This is a genomic window from Xanthomonas nasturtii, from assembly GCF_001660815.1.
Lineage (GTDB): Bacteria > Pseudomonadota > Gammaproteobacteria > Xanthomonadales > Xanthomonadaceae > Xanthomonas > Xanthomonas nasturtii.
Window position 1 is genome coordinate 1 of sequence record NZ_LYMI01000089.1, and the last position, 19,348, is coordinate 19,348.

A 19,348-nucleotide genomic window follows, 5' to 3' on the forward strand; every position below is an offset into this window, starting at 1 on the left:
TACATCAGGTACTACAACGAAGACCGGATCAAGTTGAAATTGAACGGCCTGAGCCCGGTAAAGTACCGGCAACAGGCCGAGCTAGCTGTCTGATCGCCCAACTGTCCAGCTTTTGGGGGTCACTTCACCATGGGGGCTCGGTGGCGGCATCCATGCCGCCAACGGTCCCGCAAGCGGCGAGGGCACCGCACCAGACAGTTGGCTGGTGGTTTATTGAAGAAAAGGGGGCGCCGCGCCAGACCGCTACTGGGCGCATGTTGAAAACGTTGCGCGCCGACCCACGTGACTGGTCCTTGCCCGCTCACCGTCGCGGGACCTTGAGCGGCATGGATGCCGCGCCAGAGCCTCCAGGGACGGATTCACGGCGTGTCCTGCGATGGTGGGCGGGCAAGGGCCCTGCAGCCAAGTCGCAGCTCAGCAGCTCTGCAATAGAACAACGTGAAGTAGTTTGGTCAGCCGCTCTTACTCGGCAGCAGGCGCGGCGTCGGTCTTGGTGTCCAGGTAATACGCGGCCACCTCGCCCTTGATCTTCATTGTCATCGGGTTGCCGCGACGGTCGCGCGCCTTGCCGACCTGCACCTTGATCCAGCCTTCGCTGACCGAGTATTCCTCGACGTTGTCGCGTTCGACACCGTTGAAACGCACGCCAACGCCGCGGCTGAGGGCATCTGCATTGTGGAACGGGCTGCGCGCGTCGATGGCCAGGTGATCGGGAGGGGTATCGCTCATGGGAAAGGCGTCATGGCGGCCAGGATGGCCGTCTTCGGCCGCACAGGATACGGGCCTGCGCCGGGAAGACCAGCCCCGGCGATGCAGGCGCAGGCGCCGAGCGGTTTGCTTGCGCGGCCGCAGGCCTCACACTTTCGCCCTGCAATCCTTGAAGTGAGACCGTGATGCCCGACAACAGTGCCGACTACGAAGACGACGAAGGCCTGCAGCCCGAAAGCGACGAGGACGATGTCGACGACCACCCGGCGCGGGTGTGGAATCTGCTGGTGCTGATCAATCCCGGCGACGAAGACACCGCGCTGGCCCAGTTCGACGCATGGCGCGAAGCGCAGGCCGATGCCGACGACGACGAAGGCGACGACACCTGGTTGTGGACGCTGAAGGACGTCATCGACTGGCGCTCGGGTTTCTTCGTGGACTGGAAGGACACCGATTCGTTCATCGCCGCCATCGACGAACTCAGCGCGCGCTGGAACCTGCGCATCGATTGGGGCGGCGACCTGGACGACGAAGACTTCGCCCGCAACCTCGACGTGCCCGATCTGATGGCAGTGGCGTTCGACCGCCTGCGCGAACACGGCTACTCGCTGTGGAACTGGAACACCGGCGGCGATGCCTATGCCGGCTGGATTGCGCTCAGCCGCGACGATGACGCCCTGCTGGCGCTGACCTCGTTGCTGGGCGTGGAAGTCCGGCTGGGGAACGAGGCGTTCTGAGGGCGGGAAGTGGGGAATCGGGAATCGCAAGAGCCGGTTTCCGAGCCTTGGAGCCTCTGCCTGTCGTCATCGGTCTTTCTCGGGGCGGCGCATCGCAAGCAAGTTCGCTCCCGAACAGGCCGCAGCTCACGACAACCCCACTTTTCCGATTCCCGATTCCCCATTCACGGCGACTGACCCCGCGCTTGCGCGCGCGCATTGGCGATCAGCGCCTTGAGCAAGGCCCGATCGGTATGGCGGGAGATCGCGATGGCACCGAGCGCGATCGCCTCGATGCGCAGCGGTGCGGGCACGTCGTAGTGCGCGCCGCTGAGTTTGTTCTGGAAGGCGCGGCGGGGAATGCCCAGCCGCGCCGCCATTGCATGCAGCTCGTCCAGCGTATCGCCGAGCAGGTGCGCCCAGCGCTGATCGCGCCACAGATGCACCGCATCGTCGACGTAGACGGCCACCCGCAGGCCTCAGGCCTTCTTGGACTTCTTCGGCTTCTTGCCGGTGCTATCGCCGTCGGCGTCGTCCGCGACCGCGTCGGAGGCGTCGTCGCTGGCTTTTGCGGCACTGTCCTCGTCGCTGGCGGTGTCGTCCTCGGCAGCAGCGTCTTCAGCGGCAGCTTCGGTGCCGGCGTCTTCTGCTGCGTCTTCTGCGTCGGCGTCGCCGTCTTCATCCGCATCGGCGTTCTGGAACTCGGACACCAGCGTGGTCAGGTATTCCTCGGCGGTCTGGCCTTCGTCGGCGGCCAGGTCGTCGATCATCTGCTGCAGCTGGGTCGAATATTCCAGCGAGATGGTCTTGCCTTCGGCTTCCTGCAGGTTGGCCAGGTGCTTGAGCATGGCCAGCATCGGCACCGGGTTGTCGGCGCTGCCCATGGTCTGGCCGCCGATGGACAGCATCCACTCGCTGCCACCTTGCAGGCCGATCGCGGCCACGACGCGGCCGTCGGCATCCTGCAGTACGGCATGGTTGGTGACCTGGGGCGCCTGGCCCAGACGGACGATGGGGCGCTTGGGTTGCTGCTTCTTGCGCTTGTCGCGCTTGGCCTTGGAATTACGGGACACGGTCTTCTCGACGCTGGGAATGGCCGGCCATTCTAGAGCGTGCGCTGCACGATGCGATGAGCAGCGGGAATTGATGGGAGTTTCGGGCCAGGTAACACCAACACCGCAAGCGCGCGCACCTGGCGACTGCGGATCGCAACGCCCCGGCTGCCTAGCGAATCCCTAATCCCGAATCGCCAATCATTGCTCCTCCACCGCCACCCGCGGCACAGCCACCGCCGCTTCGGCTGCTTTGGCAAGTGCGGTGGCCGAAGCCACCTGTGCGCTGGACGACACCCGCGGTGCGGCCGGGCGTGCAGCAGCCGAGCCGGCCGGCGGCGGGGTCGCCCCCGCGGCGCCTGTCCCGGCCGCGGGCGGCATCGCAGCCGCTGCACGCCCAGCACCGGTCACCGGCGCGCCCACGCTGGCCGTGCCGGTGGCAGCGGCGCTCAGGTCCGGCACCTGGGTGTCGGCATCGCGCAGCGATTTGCCCAGCGCCACGCCCTGGCCGGCGCCGGCCAGCGCGGTCTGCTCGGCATCCTGGGTCATCACCACGATGCTGATGCGGCGGTTGATCGGGTTCTGTGGGTTGGTCTTGTCGAACAGTACCGACGAGGACAGCCCCACCACACGCGTCACCTTGGTATCGGCCATGCCGCCGCCGACCAGCGCACGGCGTGCGGCATTGGCACGGTCGGCGCTGAGTTCCCAGTTGGTGTAGCCGGTATCGTTGCTGTAGGCGGTGGTGTCGGTATGGCCGGTGATGCTGATGTGGTTGGGCACTTGCGTGATGAACGACGCCAGCTCGCGCAGGATATCCACGGTGTAGGGCTTGAGCTGGTCGCGGCCGATGTCGAACATCGGGCGGTTCTGCTTGTCCACGATCTGGATGCGCAGACCGTCGGGCGTCAGGTCCAGCAGCAACTGGTCCTTGAACGGCTCCAGCGCCTGGCTCTTGTCCATGGCTTCCTTGAGGTCCTGCATCAGCGCTTCCAGGCGCTTCTTGTCCTTGGCACGGCTGTCTTCGGTGGTATCTGCCGCGTTGTCGCGCTTGCGGCCCATTTCGTCCTTCTGCCCCTTGGCCATGTCGGCGGTGCCGCCGAGCTTGATCATCGAGGTACTGGCGCCGCCAGGGCCATTCATGCCCGGCGAGGGGGCAGGCGACTTGCCCGACAACGGGCTGGGATTGCGGAAATATTCGGAGATCGCCGCCCGCTGTTCCTTGGTGGTGGCGGCCATCAGCCACAGCACCAGGAAGAAGGCCATCATCGCGGTCACGAAGTCGGCAAACGCCACTTTCCAGGCGCCGCCATGATGGCCGCCGCCCTGCACCTTCTTGACCCGTCGGATGACGACGGTGGATTTGCCCTCGGCCATGACCGCGGCCCTACTTGATCGTCTTCAGGTGCGTTTCGAAATCGCCGAAGCTCGGACGCACGTTGGACGGCAGCGTCTTGCGCGCAAATTCCAGCGCAATCTTCGGGTTGTAGCCACGCAGGCATGCCAGCAGCGCGGTCTTGACCGCTTCGTACATGCGTCCGTCCTGATCGGCACGCGCTTCCATCGCCGCCGACAGCGGCGCCACGAAGCCATAGGCCAGCAAAATGCCCAGGAAGGTGCCCACCAGCGCGGCACCGACGTGATGGCCGATCTCTTCGATCGGCCCGCCGATCGAGCCCATGGTGATCACGATGCCGAGCACCGCCGCCACGATGCCGAAGCCGGGAAGCCCGTCGGACACCTTGCTCAAGGCATGCGAGGGCGCCATTGCCTCGTGGTGATGCTTTTCCAGCTCCAGTTCGAGCAGCGGTTCCAGTTCGTGCGGTTCGATATTGCTGCCGATCATCAGACGCAGGCAGTCGGTGATGAAGTCCAGCAGGTGATGGTCGGCCACCACCTTGGGGTAGGTGCCGAAGATGGTGCTGTCCTGCGGTTTTTCGACATGGTCTTCCAGTGCCATGAAGCCGTCGCGACGCGCCTTGTTCAGCAGCTCGTAGATCAGGCTCAAGGTGTCCTTGTAGTCGTCGGACTTGTACCGCGGACCCTTGAACACGCCCAGCACGTCGGCGATCGTCTCCTTGACGATCTTGGCCGGCGTACTGACCAGAAACGCGCCCAATGCGGCGCCACCGATGATCATCAGCTCATACGGCTGCCACAACGCGCCCAGCTTTCCGTGCGACAGCACATAGCCGCCGAGGACGCTGACGATGACGACGATGAAGCCAACGATGATGAGCATGGCGAAGCCGGAAGCAAGCTGGGAGTGCTAGTTGTTTCGGCTTGCGCGGCGGATTCTTGAAGCGGGCGGCGTGAAGATGTGCGCTGTAACTGAACGATCAGCCGATTGTCGTTGCGGCCTCATGCACGCATTTGACCGCATCGCCGCCTGCCAGCGACAACGTCGCCTCGCCGGCATGTTCCCGGAACTGGTTGCCGTGGGCGTCGGCCAAGCGCGTACCGGAGGCGGCCTGGGTACCGAGCAAGGTCAGCGTGCGGCCGTCGAGGGTCAGGTGCACGGCATCGGTGGCCGGGTCGAGGCGGGTGGTGACGACGCGTTCGCCGCAGTGCCAGGCCACGGCATCCGGGGGCATTGCAGGGGCGGCGTCTGGCGACGCCGGGTTGGGGGCACGGGGCAGCGGTCCGGTCACGCTGGCGTCCGTCGCGATGTGCGGGGGTCTATCGCGTCCGCTCGCGGTTGTGGCGGGCTGGGGACTTGTCGTGGGCGCTGGTGCGGCAGGCGGGCTGTCGCCTGCGTCACACCCGGCCAGGGTGGCGGCCAGCAGGCCGACGAGCATCAGGGTCGAGGACGTGTGCATCTGCGGACTCCTGCCTGGATCGGGCCGTCGCCGGCGCGGCGACGGTTGGGACATGGTGTGGCCGACGATGAAGGTCTGGCGCCGCACAGGGTGCCTTGCGGCGTCCGTCGGTGCCAGATCGGCGGCGCGCGTGAGCACCACCGCCGCCGGCCGGGATGCTGTCTGGCCTCAGGCCGGCTGCGCCTCGGCGCCATCGCGGTGCAACGGGTTGGGCAGTGCCTGGCCGTTTTCGGCAAAGCCCAGCGAGACCGAGTTGAGGCAGTGGCGCTCGCCGGTCGGCGGCGGGCCATCCGGGAACACATGGCCCAGGTGGCTGTCGCAGCGTGCGCAGACGATTTCGGTGCGGATCATGCCGTAGCTGATATCGCGGATCTCGCGCACGTGGGCAGGGTCGTACGGCGCGAAGAAGCTTGGCCAACCGGTGCCGGACTCGAACTTGGCGCTGGAACGGAACAGTGGCAGACCGCACAGCCGGCAGGTGTAGACCCCGTCCAGCTTGTTGTCCAGAAACACCCCGCAGAACGGCGCCTCGGTACCGTGGTGCAGCAGTACGCGCTGTTCCTCTTCGCTGAGCCCGGCGATCAGGGCATCGCGCTGGGCGGGGGAGGGAGGGGTCAGATCGAACTGGCTCATAGGGCTCTCGCATACGCGCGCTGGCGGCGTGCCGGCGTCTGCTCCAGTGATGTGGGCACTGCGCGGGTGGTTCAACCGGCTGACGTGTTCACGAAGTCACGCGTGCGCTGGGCAGCCCGAGGCTTCGCACGTACCCTCATCCGGCGCTGCGCGCCACCTTCTCCCCCATGAAGGAGGACAATGTCCCGGCGGGAGAAGGGAATCCAGCCTGCGGGGAGATTGGCGTCTTCGCACTGCAACGACGTAACGAAAGCGTTCATCCCCTGGCGGGTGGCACGCATTGCCGCAACGTATCTGCGCCCCCATCGACTAACCACTCCCGATCAATCACGGTGACTGTCATGGCGATCCATTCTTCAATGCGCGGCGTGCTGTTCTGCGGTCTGCTGGCGATGGCCGGCGCGGCGGTGGCGCAGTCGGCCACCACTACGCGCTCGTCCAATACGCTGCAGCCCATCACCACGCCGACACCGGTTCAGCCCACTGTGACGCCGCCGCGCGCGGTGCAGCCGGCTCCCGCCGCTGCGCCAGTGCCTTCGCAATTGGGTCAACGTCCGGTTGCCCCGACCATTCCTACCCGGGGGCCGGCACAGACACCGGTGGCGCCTGCCGGCAGCCAGGTGTCGCCGATCACGCCGATGGTCTACGACCGCAATGGCCGCTTGCTGCAGGGCATGCAACCGGCCGGCGCCAACCGGGTGCTGGATACCAAGACCGGCCGCTATTACGACGCGGTGCCGGCGGGCGATGGCATGCGCGTGGTGCGCTGACGATAGCGTGCGTGTTGTAGATCACCTGCACATATCGCCCATCACAACCGGCTTGCCACCCAGCTCCCGTGCTTTTGAAAATTGCCTGCCACGCAGCAGGCGATATTTTTGCAGCCCGCACACCCGCACACCCGCACACCCGCACACCCGCACACCCGCACATTCCCAATCCCCAATCCCCAATCCCCAATCCCCGATTCAATCGGCAATCGGCAACGCCAGCGTCTCCTTGACCTCTTCCATCACGATGTAGCTCTTGGATTCGCGCACATGCGGCATGGTCAGCAAGGTGCTGCCGAGCAGCTTGCGGTAGGAGGCCATCTCGCTGATGCGCGCCTTGAGCAGGTAGTCGAAATCGCCGGACACCAGATGGCACTCCAGCACGTTGGGCAGCTTCAGCGCGGCGCGGCGGAATTCTTCGAAGATGTCGCCGGATTTGTAGGCCAGGCTGATCTCCACGAACACCAGCAGGCTGGCCTTGAGGTAGTGCGGGTCCAGCCGCGCGTAGTAGCCGGTGATGGCGCCGTCGCGCTCCAGCCGGCGCACGCGCTCGGTGCACGGTGTGGTGGACAGGCCCACTCGCTCGCCCAGTTCAGTGAACGAAATCCGCCCCTCCTGCTGCAGGATGCGCAGGATCTTGCGGTCGATCTTGTCCAGCTCGCGGGCGCGGGTGGTCATGGGGTCTGTCTCGGCGAGGTTTGGCAGGAAGTTTCACTGCAAAGGCGTGCCGATTCCAGAAATGGCACTGCCTGGCTCGCAATATACTGCGGCTAACTATCCCCCTCAGCGTCTTGTTGTGGGGGAATGCCCTTTTCAGGAGAACGACATGCGGGTGCTCATTCTCGGTAGCGGCGTCATCGGCACGACCACTGCGTGGTATCTGGCGCAGGCCGGTTGCGACGTGACCGTGGTCGACCGCCAGCCGGCGGCGGCGCTGGAGACCAGCTACGCCAACGCCGGCCAGCTGTCGTTCGGCTACACCTCGCCGTGGGCCGCGCCCGGCGTACCAGGCAAGGCAATGAAGTGGCTGTTCGAGCAGCATGCGCCGCTGTCGATCCGCCCCACCCGCGACCTGCGCCAGCTGGCCTGGCTGAGCCAGATGCTGCGCAATTGCACCGCCGAGCGCTATGCGGTGAACAAGGCGCGCATGGTGCGCATGTCCGACTACAGCCGCGATTGCCTCAACGCATTGCGCGCCGAGACGGGGATCGAATACGAAGGCCGCCAGCTCGGCACCACGCAGCTGTTCCGCACCCAGCAGCAACTGGATGCCGCCGCCCAGGACATCGAAGTGCTGGCCCAGTATGGGGTGCCGTACGAGTTGCTGAGCCCGGCCCAGGTTGCGCAATTCGAACCCGGTCTGGCCGGTGGCGGGGCGCAGATGGCCGGCGCGTTGCATCTGCCCGAAGACCAGACCGGCGATTGCCGCCTGTTCACCCAGCGCCTGGCCGAACTGGCTGCGCAGGCGGGCGTGACGTTCCGCTACGGGCAGCAGATCGAGCACCTGGAGCATGCTGGCGGCCAGGTCACCGGCGTGCAGATCGACGGCCGCATCGAAACCGCCGACCGCTACGTGCTGGCGCTGGGCAGCTATTCGGCCGATCTGCTGCTCTCGCTCGGCCTGCATCTGCCGGTGTACCCGCTCAAGGGCTATTCGCTGACCATCCCGATCGTCGATGCGCAGCGCGCGCCGACCTCCACGGTGCTGGACGAAAGCTACAAGATCGCGCTCACCCGCTTCGACGACCGCATCCGCGTCGGCGGCATGGCCGAGGTGGCCGGCTTCGATCTGTCATTGAACCCGCGCCGTCGCGCCACGCTGGAAATGGTGGTCAACGACCTGTTCCCCGGCAGCGGCGATCTGGCCCAGGCCGAGTTCTGGACCGGCCTGCGCCCGGCCACCCCGGACGGCACCCCGGTGGTGGGTGCCACGCCGTACGCCAACCTGTTCCTCAACACCGGCCACGGCACCCTGGGCTGGACCATGGCCTGCGGCTCCGGGCGCTACCTGGCCGACCTGATGCAGGGCCGCACGCCGGAGATCGATACCGAAGGCCTGGACGTGTTCCGGTACCTGTCGCCGCGCAGCGCACGCCCGCAGCGGGAGGCCGCGTAGTGCGTCCTGCGCGAGCGTTGATCGATCTGGATGCACTGCGCCACAACTACCGCCTGGCCAAACAGCTGGGCGCCAGCAAGGCGCTGGCGGTGGTCAAGGCCGATGCCTACGGGCACGGCGCGGTACGTTGCGCGCAGGCGCTGGAACCGGAAGCGGACGGCTTTGCGGTGGCGTGCATCGAAGAAGCGCTGGAACTGCGCCAGGCCGGTATCCGCGCACCGATCCTGTTGCTGGAAGGCTTCTTCGAACACGACGAGTTGCGCCTGATCGCCGAGCACGACCTGTGGACGGTGGTGGCTACCCCGCAGCAGGTCGGCGCGCTGGCCGAGTTCCAGAGCCCGCGGCCGTTGCGGGTGTGGTTGAAGCTGGACAGCGGCATGCACCGGCTGGGCCTGTCGCCGGAGGATTTCCGCGCCGCGTGGCTGCGTTTGCGCGGGCTGCCGCAGATTGCCTCGCTGGTATTGATGACGCATCTGGCGCGCGCCGACGAACTGGACTGCAGCCGCACCGACGAACAGGCGGTGGCCTTCGCGCTCACCGCCGGCGGCATGCGCGCGGAAACCAGCCTGCGCAACTCGCCCGGCCTGCTCGGCTGGCCGGCGCTGCGCAACGACTGGTCGCGCCCGGGCCTGATGTTGTACGGCGCCAACCCGTTCGCGCAGGACACCGCCAGCACCGCGCAACTGCGCCCGGTGATGACGCTGCGCTCGCGCATCATTTCGGTGCGCGAGCTGCCCGCTGGCGAACCGGTAGGGTATGGCGCGCGCTTCGTCGCCGAACGGCCGACACGCGTGGGCGTGGTCGCGATGGGCTATGCCGACGGCTACCCGCAATTCGCGCCCAACGGCACCCCGGTGCTGGTCGACGGCCAGGTCTGCCCGTTGATCGGTCGCGTCTCGATGGACATGTTGACGGTGGACCTCACCGACCATCCGCAGGCCGGGATCGGCGCGCCGGTGCAGCTATGGGGCGATGCGCCGCAGGTGAGCCCGCTTGCCACCCAGTGCAATGTCAGCGCGTATCAGCTGCTGTGTGGACTCAAGCGCGTGCCAAGGACGTATGTGGGTGAGGCGGCAGTGGGTGATGAAGTGGCCCGGTAAGTTGCATCCCTTCTCCCATCGGGAGAAGGTGGCGCGCAGCGCCGGATGAGGGTGCGCCTCAGGCACCTGCAAGTGCCTGGAGTGGCAAACGCGTCGCCACGCGCCTTCAGAAGTGACACTCCGCTTGCCCATGGCTCACCCCAACCCCCGCTCCGCGCCCCGGCCTGCGCCAGCGGCGCAGGCGCACCAAGGCGCGCGCGCCAGTGGCGCGCAAGCCGTGCCTTCTCGCCGCAGCGGGAGAGGGGCTTGATCGGTAGCTCACAACCCAGCGGTACTGCGATCGCCGCGGAATTGCTTGCGCACCCAGTCGTCGATCATGGCTTTCTCGAAGCGCAGCGGGTCGCTGTCGGTCAGCCGCGGGCCGCTCATCAGGAAGGCCGAATCCACCAGCTTGCGTTCGCCCTGGTCGATCACCCGGCCATCGGCACCGGTCAACGTGTAGGTAAAGCTCAGGCGGGGCGGGTAGATGTCCTTGACCACGCGCACGTCCTGCATGCGCGGCCCGTGCCAGGGCTCGTACTGGCCGGCGCGGCGAATGTCGGTGATGGTCACGCTCAGGTGCTGGCCGTCGGGCAGTTGGCGCGCTGCGCTCTGCTGAAAGTGGGTTGCCAGCTGGGTCACCCAATCGCCGCGCTGCGCTTCCCAGCGGTTGCCGCTGAAGCGCACTTCCGAAAACTGCGCCGGGTCGGTCCAGCGCACGTCCACCTTGCCATCGTTGCTGAGCGCGCGCGGTGCTTCGGGATCGGTGACGTTGCGGACCCGGGCCTGCACACCGGTTGCCGCGAGCAGGCCGGCCAGCAACAGGCTGGCGCCGGAAAGACTGGAAAGTTTCATCGAAAGCCTCCAAGCGGAAGGGACGTTGCGTCCCGGGCGTTCCAGCGATGTGGGGGTGCGTCCAGACGCCCGCAACGCAGTGCGCGTCCGGGCTCGCAACCACGTTGCCGCGCGGTTAATCCGCCGCCCTTGGGCCATGACGGCGGGTTCACCACGCCTGCGCCCGCGCTTCACGGCACAGCCGGGAAGATCGCCAACATGGACACCCACTCTTTCCGCACAAAATCAGCGTCTTCGGCGCCGGCACACATGCCGTCGGACGTGCGCCTGCAGTTTATCGACTGGGCCAAGCAGCACGGTCACAACCCCGCAACCGGCGCGGCTGCCTTCGTCGCTCTGCAAGGCGAAGTGGATCTGGATCTGGCCACGCGCACGTTGCGCCTGGAGCCGGGCACCAACCCGCGCGACGCGTTGCGCGAGCATCTGGCTGCGCTGGCGCGCCAGGTGGATGTGGCGGTGCAGTTCCCGCCGGTCTACACCTACACCGCGGTCAATGGGCTGGACTACCGTTATTCGTTGATGCTGGTCATTGCCGAAGACTGCGTCGAATGGACCGGGCGGGTCTGGCAGGACCTGGATTACCAGGGAATGCTCACCGGCCGGGGCCAGGGTCCGCGCGCCAACTACACCCAACTGGCGCGCATGGCGCTGGAACACGAGCTTGATCAGGAGCGCCCCCGTTATGTCCAGGCATGAACTCGAATTGCAGTTGCCGCTGGGTGCACAGATCGCCAGTGGCGAAGACGGTTTCAGCCAGTGCTGCCGTGACGAATGCGTCGAACTCGGCTTGTCGCGGGTACGCCTGTTGCTGCTGGATGCCGATGACGCGCGTTCCACCGTCTGGCGCGAGGAAGCGCAGCGCTGGATGGACGAACAGCTGCGCTGCGAAGGTGAATGGGTGTTACGTGGCGTCATCGCCGGCATCGTCGTGCTGGCAGCCTGCATTGGCCTGGCTGCCGCCACCTTGTGGTGAGCCTGGTGGTTGGCAATGGAAGCGTGCACTCCGGCGGCCTGCCGTGCACCCGCTGACGACATCGGGCATGGTTTCATCTGCCCGTCATCCGCTCCGGCAGCATCCGTGGTCTCCGATTTGAGCACTCCCACTCCCAGCCCGTCATTGGCCGCCCCCCTGCTGGCCGCGATCGCCGAGCCGTTTCTCGATCCGGCGATGTATCACGAGATCTTCCACAACATCGATGCGGGCTTCTGCGTCATCGACATGGTGTTCGAGGGCGATCAGGCAGTCGACTATATGATCCGCGCCACCAATGGCGCGTTCGAGCGCTATACCGGTCTGTCCAACGCGCTGAACGTGTCCATCCGCAGCATGCTCCCCGAGCACGAGCAGGAATGGTTCGACCGCTATGGGCAGGTTGCCCGCACCGGCAATCGCATCCATTTCGAGATGCAGTCCAAAGCGCTCAAACGCTGGTATTCGGTGGATGCGTTTCGGGTCGGGCAGCCGGAGCAGGCGCGGGTCGCAGTGCTGTTCATGGACATCACCGAGCGCAAACGCGTCGAGCGCGAACTGGCAGAGAGCGAGGCGCGTTTCAGCGCGCTGGCCGACGGGCTACCGATGCCGGTGTGGGTGCTGGACGCGCAGGGCGTGGTGCGCTTCGTCAACAGCGCCTATGGCGAGTTCTTCGGCCTGGATATTTCCAGTGGCACGGTGTCGGCATGGAGCGAGCTGCTGCATCCGGACGACTTGTCGATCTTCCAGTTCGAACTGGCGGCATCGCTGGAAGAACAGCGCGGCCTGCACGCGCTGGTGCGTGCCCGCCGCCACGATGGGCAGTGGCGCTGGATCGAAATGACCGCCACACCGCGCTATTCGGCCGATGGCCGCTTCATCGGCCTGGCCGGCAGCAGCCCCGACGTGACCGAGCAGCGCGAGATCGAACTGGCGCGCGAACAGCTGCTTGAATCCGAGCGCAGCGCGCGCAACGAAGCCGAAAGCATGGCGCGGCTGAAGGACGAGTTCCTGGCCACGCTCTCGCACGAGCTGCGCACACCGCTGACCACCATCCTGGGCTGGAGCGAATTGCTGCTGCAGCGGGTGGAAGAAAGTCACCCCAATTACAAGGGCCTGTCGGTGATTGCCAGCAGCGCACGTGCGCAGAAGCGGCTGATTTCCGACATGCTCGATCTGAGCAGCATGTTGCTGGGCAAGGTGCAGCTGGAGGTCGAATCGCTGGATCTGGTCGAGCAGGTACGCGAAGCCCTGAACACCCAGGAACTGGCCGCCCAGGGCAAGGACCAGGTGCTGGAGCTGCACGTGCCGGCCACACCGTGCCTGGTGCTTGGCGATGCCACGCGCTTGCAGCAGGTGTTGTGGAATTTGCTGTCCAACGCGATCAAGTTCACCCCGGCGCATGGCCGCATCGACGTCACTGTCGAGCGCGACGACGGGCATCTGCTGGTGTCGGTCTGCGATTCCGGCGACGGCATCGCAGCCGAATTCCTGCCGCATCTGTTCGGCCGTTTCCGTCAGGCCGATGGCACCACCACGCGTCAGCATGGTGGCCTGGGGCTGGGCCTTGCCATCGTGCAGCAGCTGGTGGAAATGCATGGCGGCCAGGTTGGTGCGACCAGCGGCGGCCGCGGCAAGGGGGCGACCTTTACCGTACGCCTGCCGGAACATGTGCCCGACCAGGCCAAGCGCCCGCGCCGCGAATTGCGGCGGCGGCTGATGTCCGAGCAGATCGTCGAAGCGCGCGCGCTCAACGGTCTGCGTCTGCTTGCGGTCGAAGACCAACCGGACATGCTCGATTATCTGCGGCGCTTGCTCGAAGAACAGGGCGCCGAAGTGGTTACCGCCGGCAGCGCCACCGATGCATTGGCGTTGATCGATCATCGCGGTCACGCACGCTTCGACCTGATGCTGACCGATATCGGCATGCCGGGCATGGACGGCTACGGGTTGATCCGCACCGTGCGCGAAAACCTCGGGCTGGATGCAAGCGCGCTGCCGGCCGTGGCGGTGACCGCACTGGCGCGCGACGACGACCGCAAGCGCGCGTTGGACTCCGGGTTTCAGGAGCATCTGGCCAAGCCGTACAGCGTGGCGCAATTGGTCACCGCCGTGCGTGCCGCGCGCGAAGCGGTGGAGTGACACGCGCGCGGCGTCACCGCCGTGCGTAGATGGATTGGTCAATGGCGAGCGCAGTTGCCTACGCTGCGGTGGCGTGCAGAAGGTCGTCCAGATCGAGCGTGTTGAGGCGCCACAGCCACAGCCAACGTTGCGCTGAAAGAATCGGCCGTCCTGCGACGGCCGTTTTTAATGCTTTTTCGCTGCAACTGCCGGTTCAACGGATGTGCTGCGAGCAAGAACGCTTGCAGCCGCAAGCGCAATGCTGTGCAAGTACAGGTCACTGGAAAACGCCGTATTTTCTGCCTTTTTCACGCGTGCTGGCCTAGCGTGATGCGCTCTGCTCATGGAGATCGCGCAATGCCCAAATACGCCCCGCATGTGTATTCCGAACAGGTCCAGATCGCCACACTCGAACATTGGGTGTCCCTGCTCGATGGTCAGGAGCGCGTGCGGATCGAACTCGACGATGGCAGCATGCTCAGCGGCACGGTTGCCGTGCGCCCCAGTCTTCAGACCTATCTCGACGAACACGACAACGAAGGCGTGAACGGGCAGCTGCGGCTGGATCAGCTGGATGCCTCGCAAGAGCCGCAATGGATCTGGATGGACCGGATCGTGGCGGTCCACCCGCTGCCGCTGGGCGCCGACCCGCAAGTCCTGCCGTAATGGCCGCGTGTTGACGGTCTGTTTACTTCTCACTGTCGTGTTGACGGCATCATGACCGACTGTCGCAACCGTTCAGGATTCTTCCGCAATGAATGCACCCCTGTTGAAGTTCGCTCGCTGGCCGCTGTCGTTGATGGCGGTTGCCGTTCTCGCTGCGTGCGGTGACACCGCCACGCTGGCCATCGAACAGGGAACCGGGCCGAATCCACAATTGCCCGAGCCGGTGAAGCGTCTGATTCCCACCGTCAAGGTGGCGCCGGTCAAGCGTTGGGCAGCCAACGCCAAACCCGTGGCTGCCGACGACCTGCAGGTGGCTGCGTTTGCGCGCGATCTGGATCACCCGCGCTGGCTCTACGTACTGCCTAACGGCGATGTGCTGGTGGCCGAAACGGCCGAGCCGCCCAAGCCCGAAGACGCCGAAACCGGCGGTGGGCTGCGCAAGAAGGTGCAGGGCGCGATGATGAAGAAGGCCGGCGCCGCGGTGCCCAGCGCCAATCGCATCACGTTGCTGCGCGATGCCGATGGCGACGGCGTGGCGGAAGTGCGCACGCAGTTCGTCAGCGGCCTGTTTTCGCCCTTCGGCATGGCCCTGGTGGGCGACCGTTTCTATGTCGCCAATGCCGATGCGCTGGTGAGTTTTCCGTACAAACCAGGCGACACGCATATCACCGCCAAGCCGACCTTCGTCGCCAATCTGCCCGGCGGCATCAACCACCACTGGACCAAGTCGCTGCTGGCCAGCCCGGACGGCAGCAAGCTGTACGTGGGCGTCGGTTCCAACAGCAACGTGGCCGAAAACGGCATGGAGGCCGAGCTGAACCGTGCGGCGATCCTGGAGATCGACCCGGCTACCGGCAGCAGCCGCGTGTTCGCCAGCGGCCTGCGCAACCCGGTGGGCACGGCCTGGGAGCCGCAGAGCAAATCGCTGTGGGTGGTGGTCAACGAGCGCGATGAAATCGGCAGCGACCTGGTGCCGGATTACCTGACCTCGGTGCGCGACGGCGGCTTCTACGGTTGGCCGTACAGCTACTACGGCCAGCATGTGGACGAGCGGGTCAAACCGCAGAACGCCGAGCTGGTGGCCAAGGCCATCAAGCCCGATTACGCACTCGGGCCGCACACTGCCTCGCTCGGCCTGACCTTCGCCAGCGGCAACCTGCTGCCCGAGCGTTTCCGCCAGGGCGCCTTCATCGGCCAGCACGGCTCATGGAATCGCGACCCGCCCAGCGGCTACAAGGTGCTGTTCGTCCCATTCGCCGACGGCAAGCCCAGCGGCACGCCGATCACGGTGCTGGACGGGTTCCTGGACGCCGAAGGCAATGCGCAGGGCCGCCCGGTCGGTGTGGCGCCCGACAACAGCGGCGCGCTGCTGGTGGCCGACGATGTGGGCAATGTGATCTGGCGGGTGACGCCGAAGGCGCGGTAAGCGCGCCGGCGGCTTCGCGCGCGTAGTTTCAGGCGCGCCACTAAAGCTGCAGTGATACAACTCCTTCTCCCGTCGGGAGAAGGTGCCCGCAGGGGCGGATGAGGGTACGTGCGCAGTGGACAATTGATGGCAGGTAATACGCCACCCATTGCTTAACCTTGCGACGCACGCCCTATTTCGAACGACACCCCCCCGCCACCTCGAACGACGCATTCGATCGTCATTTCTGCGAATCGAGTCTGTGGAAATCGAGCAAGGCACTCTGTGTTCGCCCAAGACTTATCGCGCGATACAAGACTTCTCGCGCGATAAATGCAAACAGCCGAGCCAAGGCCCGGTTCGCGTCTGCGCAGCGTGCCGGCAATCGGCAGGACACGCTGCAGTGGAATTCGCTCGATGGATGTTGCCGCAACATGCTTTAACTGAAGACGGTCAACCGCCTCTCACCACGCAGTGACTTTATTTATCGCGGCGCTTCCGGCGACGCGCTGAAGCGTCGTGCATAACCGCGCTCTTCAGTGATGCGGCTGATGTCGTCGTCGGCCATTTCCGGGGCGCCGTATACCGCATAGGCCACCGTGCCATCGTCGCGCTCGCCTACCTGGTGAAGGCGGTAGCGGGGCCGGCCGGCGCCGGTATTTTCGGGGTAATGCATGGGTGGCGGGGTGTCATCCAGATCCATTTCGCTGTTGTCGACAACGCCTCCTACAAACAGGGCTCGCATCGCGTTTCTCCGGTGTGGGCTTGGATTCCAGCCTAGGCGGGCGGATGTTGCGTGCGCATCAATAGTCCGTATAGACATTGGAAGGCGCGCGGCGGGCAATCGGCACAGGTCCCTTACAATGGCGGCCTGTTCCCGACCCGATGATCCGATGGCTGGCCCGCACGATGCCCCGCTTCAAGCCCTGTTCCTGCCCTTCGCCCAAGGCGTGCTGCCGTGGCCGGAAGGGCCGGTGTTGTTCCTGCGCGCGCGCGATGGCTTCCCGCTGCGCGAGCAGGCGGCGGCCGAGACGCTGACCTGCGAGCAGAGCTTCCGCCCCTTCGCCGAAGCGCTGGAGCGCAACGGGTGGAAGGTGCGCGAAGAAGGCGAGATCGAGGCCGACAGCACGCGCTATGCGTTGGTGCTGGTGCTGCCGCCGCGGCAGCGCGACGAAGCGCGTGCGCTGTTCGCGCGTGCGGTGGCGTTGGCCGCGCCGGGTGGCCGCGTGGTTGCCTGTCAGTCCAACAACGAGGGCGCACGCTCGGGCGAAGCCGATTTGCGCCAGCTCACCGGGCTGGCCGGCAGCCTGACCAAGCATCACTGCCGCACCTACTGGAGCGCGCCGCTGCCGGCCGACACCGATGCCGCGCTGCAGGCGCGCTGGGCGGCGCTGGATGCGCCACGCAAGATTTTGGACGGCCGCTTCGTCAGCCGCCCCGGCGTGTTCGCCTGGGATCGCATCGACCCGGCGTCCGCGCTGCTGGTCGCGCATCTGCCCACCACGCTGGCCGGACATGGCGCCGATCTGGGTGCGGGCTTTGGCTATCTGTCGGCCGAAGTGCTGGCCCGTTGCCCCAAGGTCACCGCGCTGGACCTGTACGAAGCCGAAGCGCGCGCGCTCACCCTGGCGCAGCGCAATCTGCAGGACATCACGCATCCGGCGCAACTGCACTACCACTGGCGCGATGTCACCGCCGGGCTGGTGGCGCAATACGATTTCATCGTCAGCAACCCGCCGTTCCACACGCCCTCGCGCGCCGATCGCCCGGATATCGGGCAGCGCTTCATTGCGGTCGCTGCGCAGGCGCTGCGACCGGGCGGGCAACTGTTGCTGGTAGCCAACCGACATCTGCCTTACGAACAGGTGCTCAACGACAGTTTCGGGCAGGTGCACGTGGCTGCAGAGCGCGATGGCTTCAAGCTGATCTCGGCCATCCGCGGCCGTGGAGCGCGTGCATGAAGCTGGTCAAACACATCGCCAATCTCGGTTATGGCAGCCGCAAGCAGGTGACCCAGTTGTTCCGGCAGGGCGCGGTCACCGATGCGCAGGGCGAGGTGCTGTATGCCGACGACCAGGTGGAACACGACGCCATTCGCATCGATGGCGAGCCGCTCGATCCGCCCCCGGGTTTCAGCCTGTTGCTGCATAAACCCAGCGGTTACACCTGCTCGACCAAGGACACCGGCCGGCTGATCTACGAGCTGTTGCCGCCACGCTTCCGCTCGCGTGCGCCGGTGCTGGCGCCGGTGGGGCGGCTGGATCGCGAGACCAGTGGCCTGTTGCTGATGACCGACGACGGCGCGCTGCTGCACCGGATCATTTCGCCCAAATCCGCACTCGACAAGGTGTACGACATCACCCTGGCCGAGGACCTGCGAGGCGACGAAGCCGCCCTGTTTGCCAGTGGCACCTTGCTGCTGGAAGGCGAAACCAAGCCATTGCTGCCGGCCGAACTGGAGGTGTTTGGCCCACGCCAGGCGCGGCTGACCCTGCACGAAGGCCGCTATCACCAGGTGCGGCGCATGTTCGCTGCCGCCGGCAACCACGTGGTCGCCCTGCATCGCAGCCGCATCGGCGGCCTGTCGCTGGAGGCATTGCAGCCCGGGCAATGGCGCGCGCTGGAAGCGAGCGATCTCGAGGTGTTGTTCGGCCGCGGCGCTGCAGCATGACGCAGATCGCGGCGCTGCCGTTTCGCCCGCAGGCGGTGATCTTCGACATGGATGGCTTGATGCTCGACAGCGAGCGCGCCATCACCGCCTGCCTGGCGCAGGCCGCCGACGAACAGGGCCTGCACATCGAGCCGGCGTTCTGGCTGCGCATGGTGGGCACCGGCGATGCGGCCTGCCGCCGGTTGCTGGGCGAACGCATCGGCGACGCCGCTGCCGACAGCATGCTGGCGCATGCGCAACAGCTATACGCCGCTGCGGTCGAACGCGGCATCCCGCATCGGCCCGGCATCATCACGTTGCTGGACTACCTGGCCGCGCAAGGCATGCCGCGTGCGGTGGCCACCTCCACCCAGCGCCCGCTGGCGCTGCGCAAGCTGGAAGCGGCCGACCTGCTGTGGCGCTTCGGTGCGGTGTGCACGGCCAGCGATGTGGTCCACCCCAAGCCGGCGCCGGACATCTACCTGCTGGCCGCACGCACGCTGGCCGTGGACCCCGCGCACTGCCTGGTACTGGAAGACTCGCCCACCGGCGTGCGCGCGGCATTGGCGGCCGGCATGACCCCGATCCAGATTCCAGACCTGCTCGAACTCGATGCCGCCGTGCGTGCGCTCGGCCATCGCATCCTGCCCTCGCTAGGCGATGCGCAGCAGTTGCTGGAAGCCCGTTTGGCGCGTTGATGGGTTGGGGTGGCGCTGCGCATCGGGGCCACGCCGCATCGCCAGCCAGCCTCTGATCGCCAGGTGCGATAGCCAGGTTCGATGCATGCG

The 19,348-nt window shown here is 66.2% G+C and carries 23 protein-coding genes and 1 pseudogene; 13 read left to right on the forward strand and 11 right to left on the reverse strand.

All coding sequences use genetic code 11. From position 1 onward, the window contains the following. On the forward strand, positions 1 to 93 hold a 93-nt coding region (locus A7D16_RS22225), incomplete at its 5' end, for an IS3 family transposase (RefSeq protein WP_147308587.1). A gap of 31 nt (positions 94 to 124) precedes the next feature. Here the strand turns inward: A7D16_RS22225 and A7D16_RS24510 are convergent. Both A7D16_RS24510 and A7D16_RS20215 read right to left on the reverse strand, forming a co-directional pair. Further along, positions 125 to 359: pseudogene (locus tag A7D16_RS24510) on the reverse strand (hypothetical protein). 103 nt (positions 360 to 462) lie between these two features. After that, a complete protein-coding gene (locus A7D16_RS20215; protein ID WP_064635012.1) occupies positions 463 to 729 on the reverse strand; it encodes a DUF3297 family protein in 267 nt (88 codons plus the stop codon). Positions 730 to 893: 164 nt separating this feature from the next. Between A7D16_RS20215 and A7D16_RS20220 the strand changes: the two genes are divergently transcribed. Then, complete coding sequence (locus A7D16_RS20220) at positions 894 to 1,445, forward strand: DUF6630 family protein (protein WP_064635013.1); 552 nt, start codon at positions 894 to 896, stop codon at positions 1,443 to 1,445. Between the two features lie 164 nt (positions 1,446 to 1,609). On the opposite strand, the gene A7D16_RS20225 is transcribed toward A7D16_RS20220, so the two are convergent. From A7D16_RS20225 to msrB, 6 genes are all read right to left on the reverse strand, one after another. Continuing rightward, entirely contained in the window at positions 1,610 to 1,894 is a 285-nt protein-coding gene (locus tag A7D16_RS20225) for a DUF4031 domain-containing protein (protein WP_064635014.1), read from the reverse strand. A 9-nt stretch (positions 1,895 to 1,903) separates the two neighbouring features. Then, a complete protein-coding gene (locus tag A7D16_RS20230) occupies positions 1,904 to 2,497 on the reverse strand; it encodes a hypothetical protein (RefSeq protein WP_064635015.1) in 594 nt (197 codons plus the stop codon). A 180-nt stretch (positions 2,498 to 2,677) separates the two neighbouring features. Continuing rightward, entirely contained in the window at positions 2,678 to 3,853 is a 1,176-nt protein-coding gene (gene motB / locus A7D16_RS20235) for a flagellar motor protein MotB (protein ID WP_064635016.1), read from the reverse strand. A gap of 10 nt (positions 3,854 to 3,863) precedes the next feature. After that, positions 3,864 to 4,718: a flagellar motor stator protein MotA gene (gene motA / locus A7D16_RS20240; RefSeq protein WP_064635017.1), complete on the reverse strand. Its 855-nt coding sequence runs from the start codon at positions 4,716 to 4,718 to the stop codon at positions 3,864 to 3,866. 97 nt (positions 4,719 to 4,815) lie between these two features. Further along, positions 4,816 to 5,274, reverse strand: coding sequence for an MliC family protein (locus A7D16_RS20245; RefSeq protein WP_082925907.1), 459 nt, complete (start codon positions 5,272 to 5,274; stop codon positions 4,816 to 4,818). 189 nt (positions 5,275 to 5,463) lie between these two features. After that, a complete protein-coding gene (gene msrB, locus A7D16_RS20250) occupies positions 5,464 to 5,928 on the reverse strand; it encodes a peptide-methionine (R)-S-oxide reductase MsrB (RefSeq protein WP_064635018.1) in 465 nt (154 codons plus the stop codon). Between the two features lie 341 nt (positions 5,929 to 6,269). On the opposite strand from msrB, the gene A7D16_RS20260 reads away from it, so the two are divergent. Next, the gene (locus A7D16_RS20260; protein WP_064635020.1) at positions 6,270 to 6,698 is read left to right on the forward strand and encodes a hypothetical protein; all 429 of its coding nucleotides are present in this window, start codon (positions 6,270 to 6,272) and stop codon (positions 6,696 to 6,698) included. Positions 6,699 to 6,896: 198 nt separating this feature from the next. Here the strand turns inward: A7D16_RS20260 and A7D16_RS20265 are convergent, their stop codons facing one another. Further along, positions 6,897 to 7,376: an Lrp/AsnC ligand binding domain-containing protein gene (locus A7D16_RS20265; protein WP_010372124.1), complete on the reverse strand. Its 480-nt coding sequence runs from the start codon at positions 7,374 to 7,376 to the stop codon at positions 6,897 to 6,899. A 148-nt stretch (positions 7,377 to 7,524) separates the two neighbouring features. Between A7D16_RS20265 and A7D16_RS20270 the strand changes: the two genes are divergently transcribed. After that, positions 7,525 to 8,814, forward strand: a complete 1,290-nt coding sequence (locus tag A7D16_RS20270; protein WP_064635021.1) for a D-amino acid dehydrogenase — start codon at positions 7,525 to 7,527, stop codon at positions 8,812 to 8,814. Then, on the forward strand, positions 8,814 to 9,914 hold the full coding sequence (alr, locus tag A7D16_RS20275) for an alanine racemase (protein ID WP_064635022.1): 1,101 nt from the start codon (positions 8,814 to 8,816) through the stop codon (positions 9,912 to 9,914). Before A7D16_RS20270 ends, alr begins: the two co-directional genes overlap by 1 nt. Positions 9,915 to 10,172: 258 nt before the next feature. Here alr and A7D16_RS20280 read toward each other — a convergent pair whose 3' ends face one another. Next, complete coding sequence (locus A7D16_RS20280) at positions 10,173 to 10,748, reverse strand: DUF3016 domain-containing protein (protein ID WP_064635023.1); 576 nt, start codon at positions 10,746 to 10,748, stop codon at positions 10,173 to 10,175. Positions 10,749 to 10,997: 249 nt separating this feature from the next. Here A7D16_RS20280 and A7D16_RS20285 point away from each other — a divergent pair, with 249 nt between their 5' ends. The 5 genes from A7D16_RS20285 to A7D16_RS20305 all read left to right on the forward strand — a co-directional run bounded on the left by A7D16_RS20285 (position 10,998) and on the right by A7D16_RS20305 (position 15,931). Next, positions 10,998 to 11,444, forward strand: coding sequence for a hypothetical protein (locus A7D16_RS20285; protein WP_064635024.1), 447 nt, complete (start codon positions 10,998 to 11,000; stop codon positions 11,442 to 11,444). Next, complete coding sequence (locus tag A7D16_RS20290) at positions 11,431 to 11,721, forward strand: hypothetical protein (RefSeq protein WP_064635025.1); 291 nt, start codon at positions 11,431 to 11,433, stop codon at positions 11,719 to 11,721. Before A7D16_RS20285 ends, A7D16_RS20290 begins: the two co-directional genes overlap by 14 nt. Positions 11,722 to 11,826: 105 nt before the next feature. Further along, the gene (locus A7D16_RS20295; RefSeq protein WP_064635026.1) at positions 11,827 to 13,860 is read left to right on the forward strand and encodes a PAS domain-containing hybrid sensor histidine kinase/response regulator; all 2,034 of its coding nucleotides are present in this window, start codon (positions 11,827 to 11,829) and stop codon (positions 13,858 to 13,860) included. Between the two features lie 336 nt (positions 13,861 to 14,196). Continuing rightward, entirely contained in the window at positions 14,197 to 14,505 is a 309-nt protein-coding gene (locus A7D16_RS20300) for a DUF3247 family protein (RefSeq protein WP_064635027.1), read from the forward strand. Positions 14,506 to 14,593: 88 nt separating this feature from the next. Further along, entirely contained in the window at positions 14,594 to 15,931 is a 1,338-nt protein-coding gene (locus A7D16_RS20305; RefSeq protein WP_064635028.1) for a PQQ-dependent sugar dehydrogenase, read from the forward strand. 463 nt (positions 15,932 to 16,394) lie between these two features. Here A7D16_RS20305 and A7D16_RS20310 read toward each other — a convergent pair whose 3' ends face one another. Then, the gene (locus A7D16_RS20310; protein ID WP_095522479.1) at positions 16,395 to 16,655 is read right to left on the reverse strand and encodes a hypothetical protein; all 261 of its coding nucleotides are present in this window, start codon (positions 16,653 to 16,655) and stop codon (positions 16,395 to 16,397) included. 148 nt (positions 16,656 to 16,803) lie between these two features. Between A7D16_RS20310 and A7D16_RS20315 the strand changes: the two genes are divergently transcribed. Genes A7D16_RS20315 through A7D16_RS20325 form a run of 3 tightly spaced genes read left to right on the forward strand, consistent with a single transcriptional unit; the run spans position 16,804 to position 19,258 of the window. Beyond that, complete coding sequence (locus tag A7D16_RS20315) at positions 16,804 to 17,871, forward strand: class I SAM-dependent methyltransferase (protein ID WP_064635030.1); 1,068 nt, start codon at positions 16,804 to 16,806, stop codon at positions 17,869 to 17,871. Beyond that, the gene (locus A7D16_RS20320) at positions 17,868 to 18,581 is read left to right on the forward strand and encodes a pseudouridine synthase (protein ID WP_064635031.1); all 714 of its coding nucleotides are present in this window, start codon (positions 17,868 to 17,870) and stop codon (positions 18,579 to 18,581) included. Before A7D16_RS20315 ends, A7D16_RS20320 begins: the two co-directional genes overlap by 4 nt. Next, entirely contained in the window at positions 18,578 to 19,258 is a 681-nt protein-coding gene (locus A7D16_RS20325) for an HAD family hydrolase (protein WP_064635033.1), read from the forward strand. The genes A7D16_RS20320 and A7D16_RS20325 overlap by 4 nt, the downstream gene beginning before the upstream one ends. The last annotated feature ends 90 nt before the right edge of the window (positions 19,259 to 19,348 follow it).

Bases quoted from the DNA above. Each gene is read 5' to 3' on its own strand.
- A7D16_RS20215 (WP_064635012.1), bottom strand. From the start codon at position 729: ATGAGCGATACCCCTCCCGATCACCTGGCCATCGACGCGCGCAGCCCG.
- A7D16_RS20220 (WP_064635013.1), top strand. From the start codon at position 894: ATGCCCGACAACAGTGCCGACTACGAAGACGACGAAGGCCTGCAGCCC.
- motB (WP_064635016.1), bottom strand. From the start codon at position 3,853: ATGGCCGAGGGCAAATCCACCGTCGTCATCCGACGGGTCAAGAAGGTG.
- motA (WP_064635017.1), bottom strand. From the start codon at position 4,718: ATGCTCATCATCGTTGGCTTCATCGTCGTCATCGTCAGCGTCCTCGGC.
- A7D16_RS20245 (WP_082925907.1), bottom strand. From the start codon at position 5,274: ATGCTCGTCGGCCTGCTGGCCGCCACCCTGGCCGGGTGTGACGCAGGC.
- msrB (WP_064635018.1), bottom strand. From the start codon at position 5,928: ATGAGCCAGTTCGATCTGACCCCTCCCTCCCCCGCCCAGCGCGATGCC.
- A7D16_RS20260 (WP_064635020.1), top strand. From the start codon at position 6,270: ATGGCGATCCATTCTTCAATGCGCGGCGTGCTGTTCTGCGGTCTGCTG.
- A7D16_RS20265 (WP_010372124.1), bottom strand. From the start codon at position 7,376: ATGACCACCCGCGCCCGCGAGCTGGACAAGATCGACCGCAAGATCCTG.
- A7D16_RS20270 (WP_064635021.1), top strand. From the start codon at position 7,525: ATGCGGGTGCTCATTCTCGGTAGCGGCGTCATCGGCACGACCACTGCG.
- A7D16_RS20280 (WP_064635023.1), bottom strand. From the start codon at position 10,748: ATGAAACTTTCCAGTCTTTCCGGCGCCAGCCTGTTGCTGGCCGGCCTG.
- A7D16_RS20285 (WP_064635024.1), top strand. From the start codon at position 10,998: ATGCCGTCGGACGTGCGCCTGCAGTTTATCGACTGGGCCAAGCAGCAC.
- A7D16_RS20290 (WP_064635025.1), top strand. From the start codon at position 11,431: ATGTCCAGGCATGAACTCGAATTGCAGTTGCCGCTGGGTGCACAGATC.
- A7D16_RS20300 (WP_064635027.1), top strand. From the start codon at position 14,197: ATGCCCAAATACGCCCCGCATGTGTATTCCGAACAGGTCCAGATCGCC.
- A7D16_RS20305 (WP_064635028.1), top strand. From the start codon at position 14,594: ATGAATGCACCCCTGTTGAAGTTCGCTCGCTGGCCGCTGTCGTTGATG.
- A7D16_RS20310 (WP_095522479.1), bottom strand. From the start codon at position 16,655: ATGCGAGCCCTGTTTGTAGGAGGCGTTGTCGACAACAGCGAAATGGAT.
- A7D16_RS20315 (WP_064635030.1), top strand. From the start codon at position 16,804: ATGGCTGGCCCGCACGATGCCCCGCTTCAAGCCCTGTTCCTGCCCTTC.
- A7D16_RS20320 (WP_064635031.1), top strand. From the start codon at position 17,868: ATGAAGCTGGTCAAACACATCGCCAATCTCGGTTATGGCAGCCGCAAG.
- A7D16_RS20325 (WP_064635033.1), top strand. From the start codon at position 18,578: ATGACGCAGATCGCGGCGCTGCCGTTTCGCCCGCAGGCGGTGATCTTC.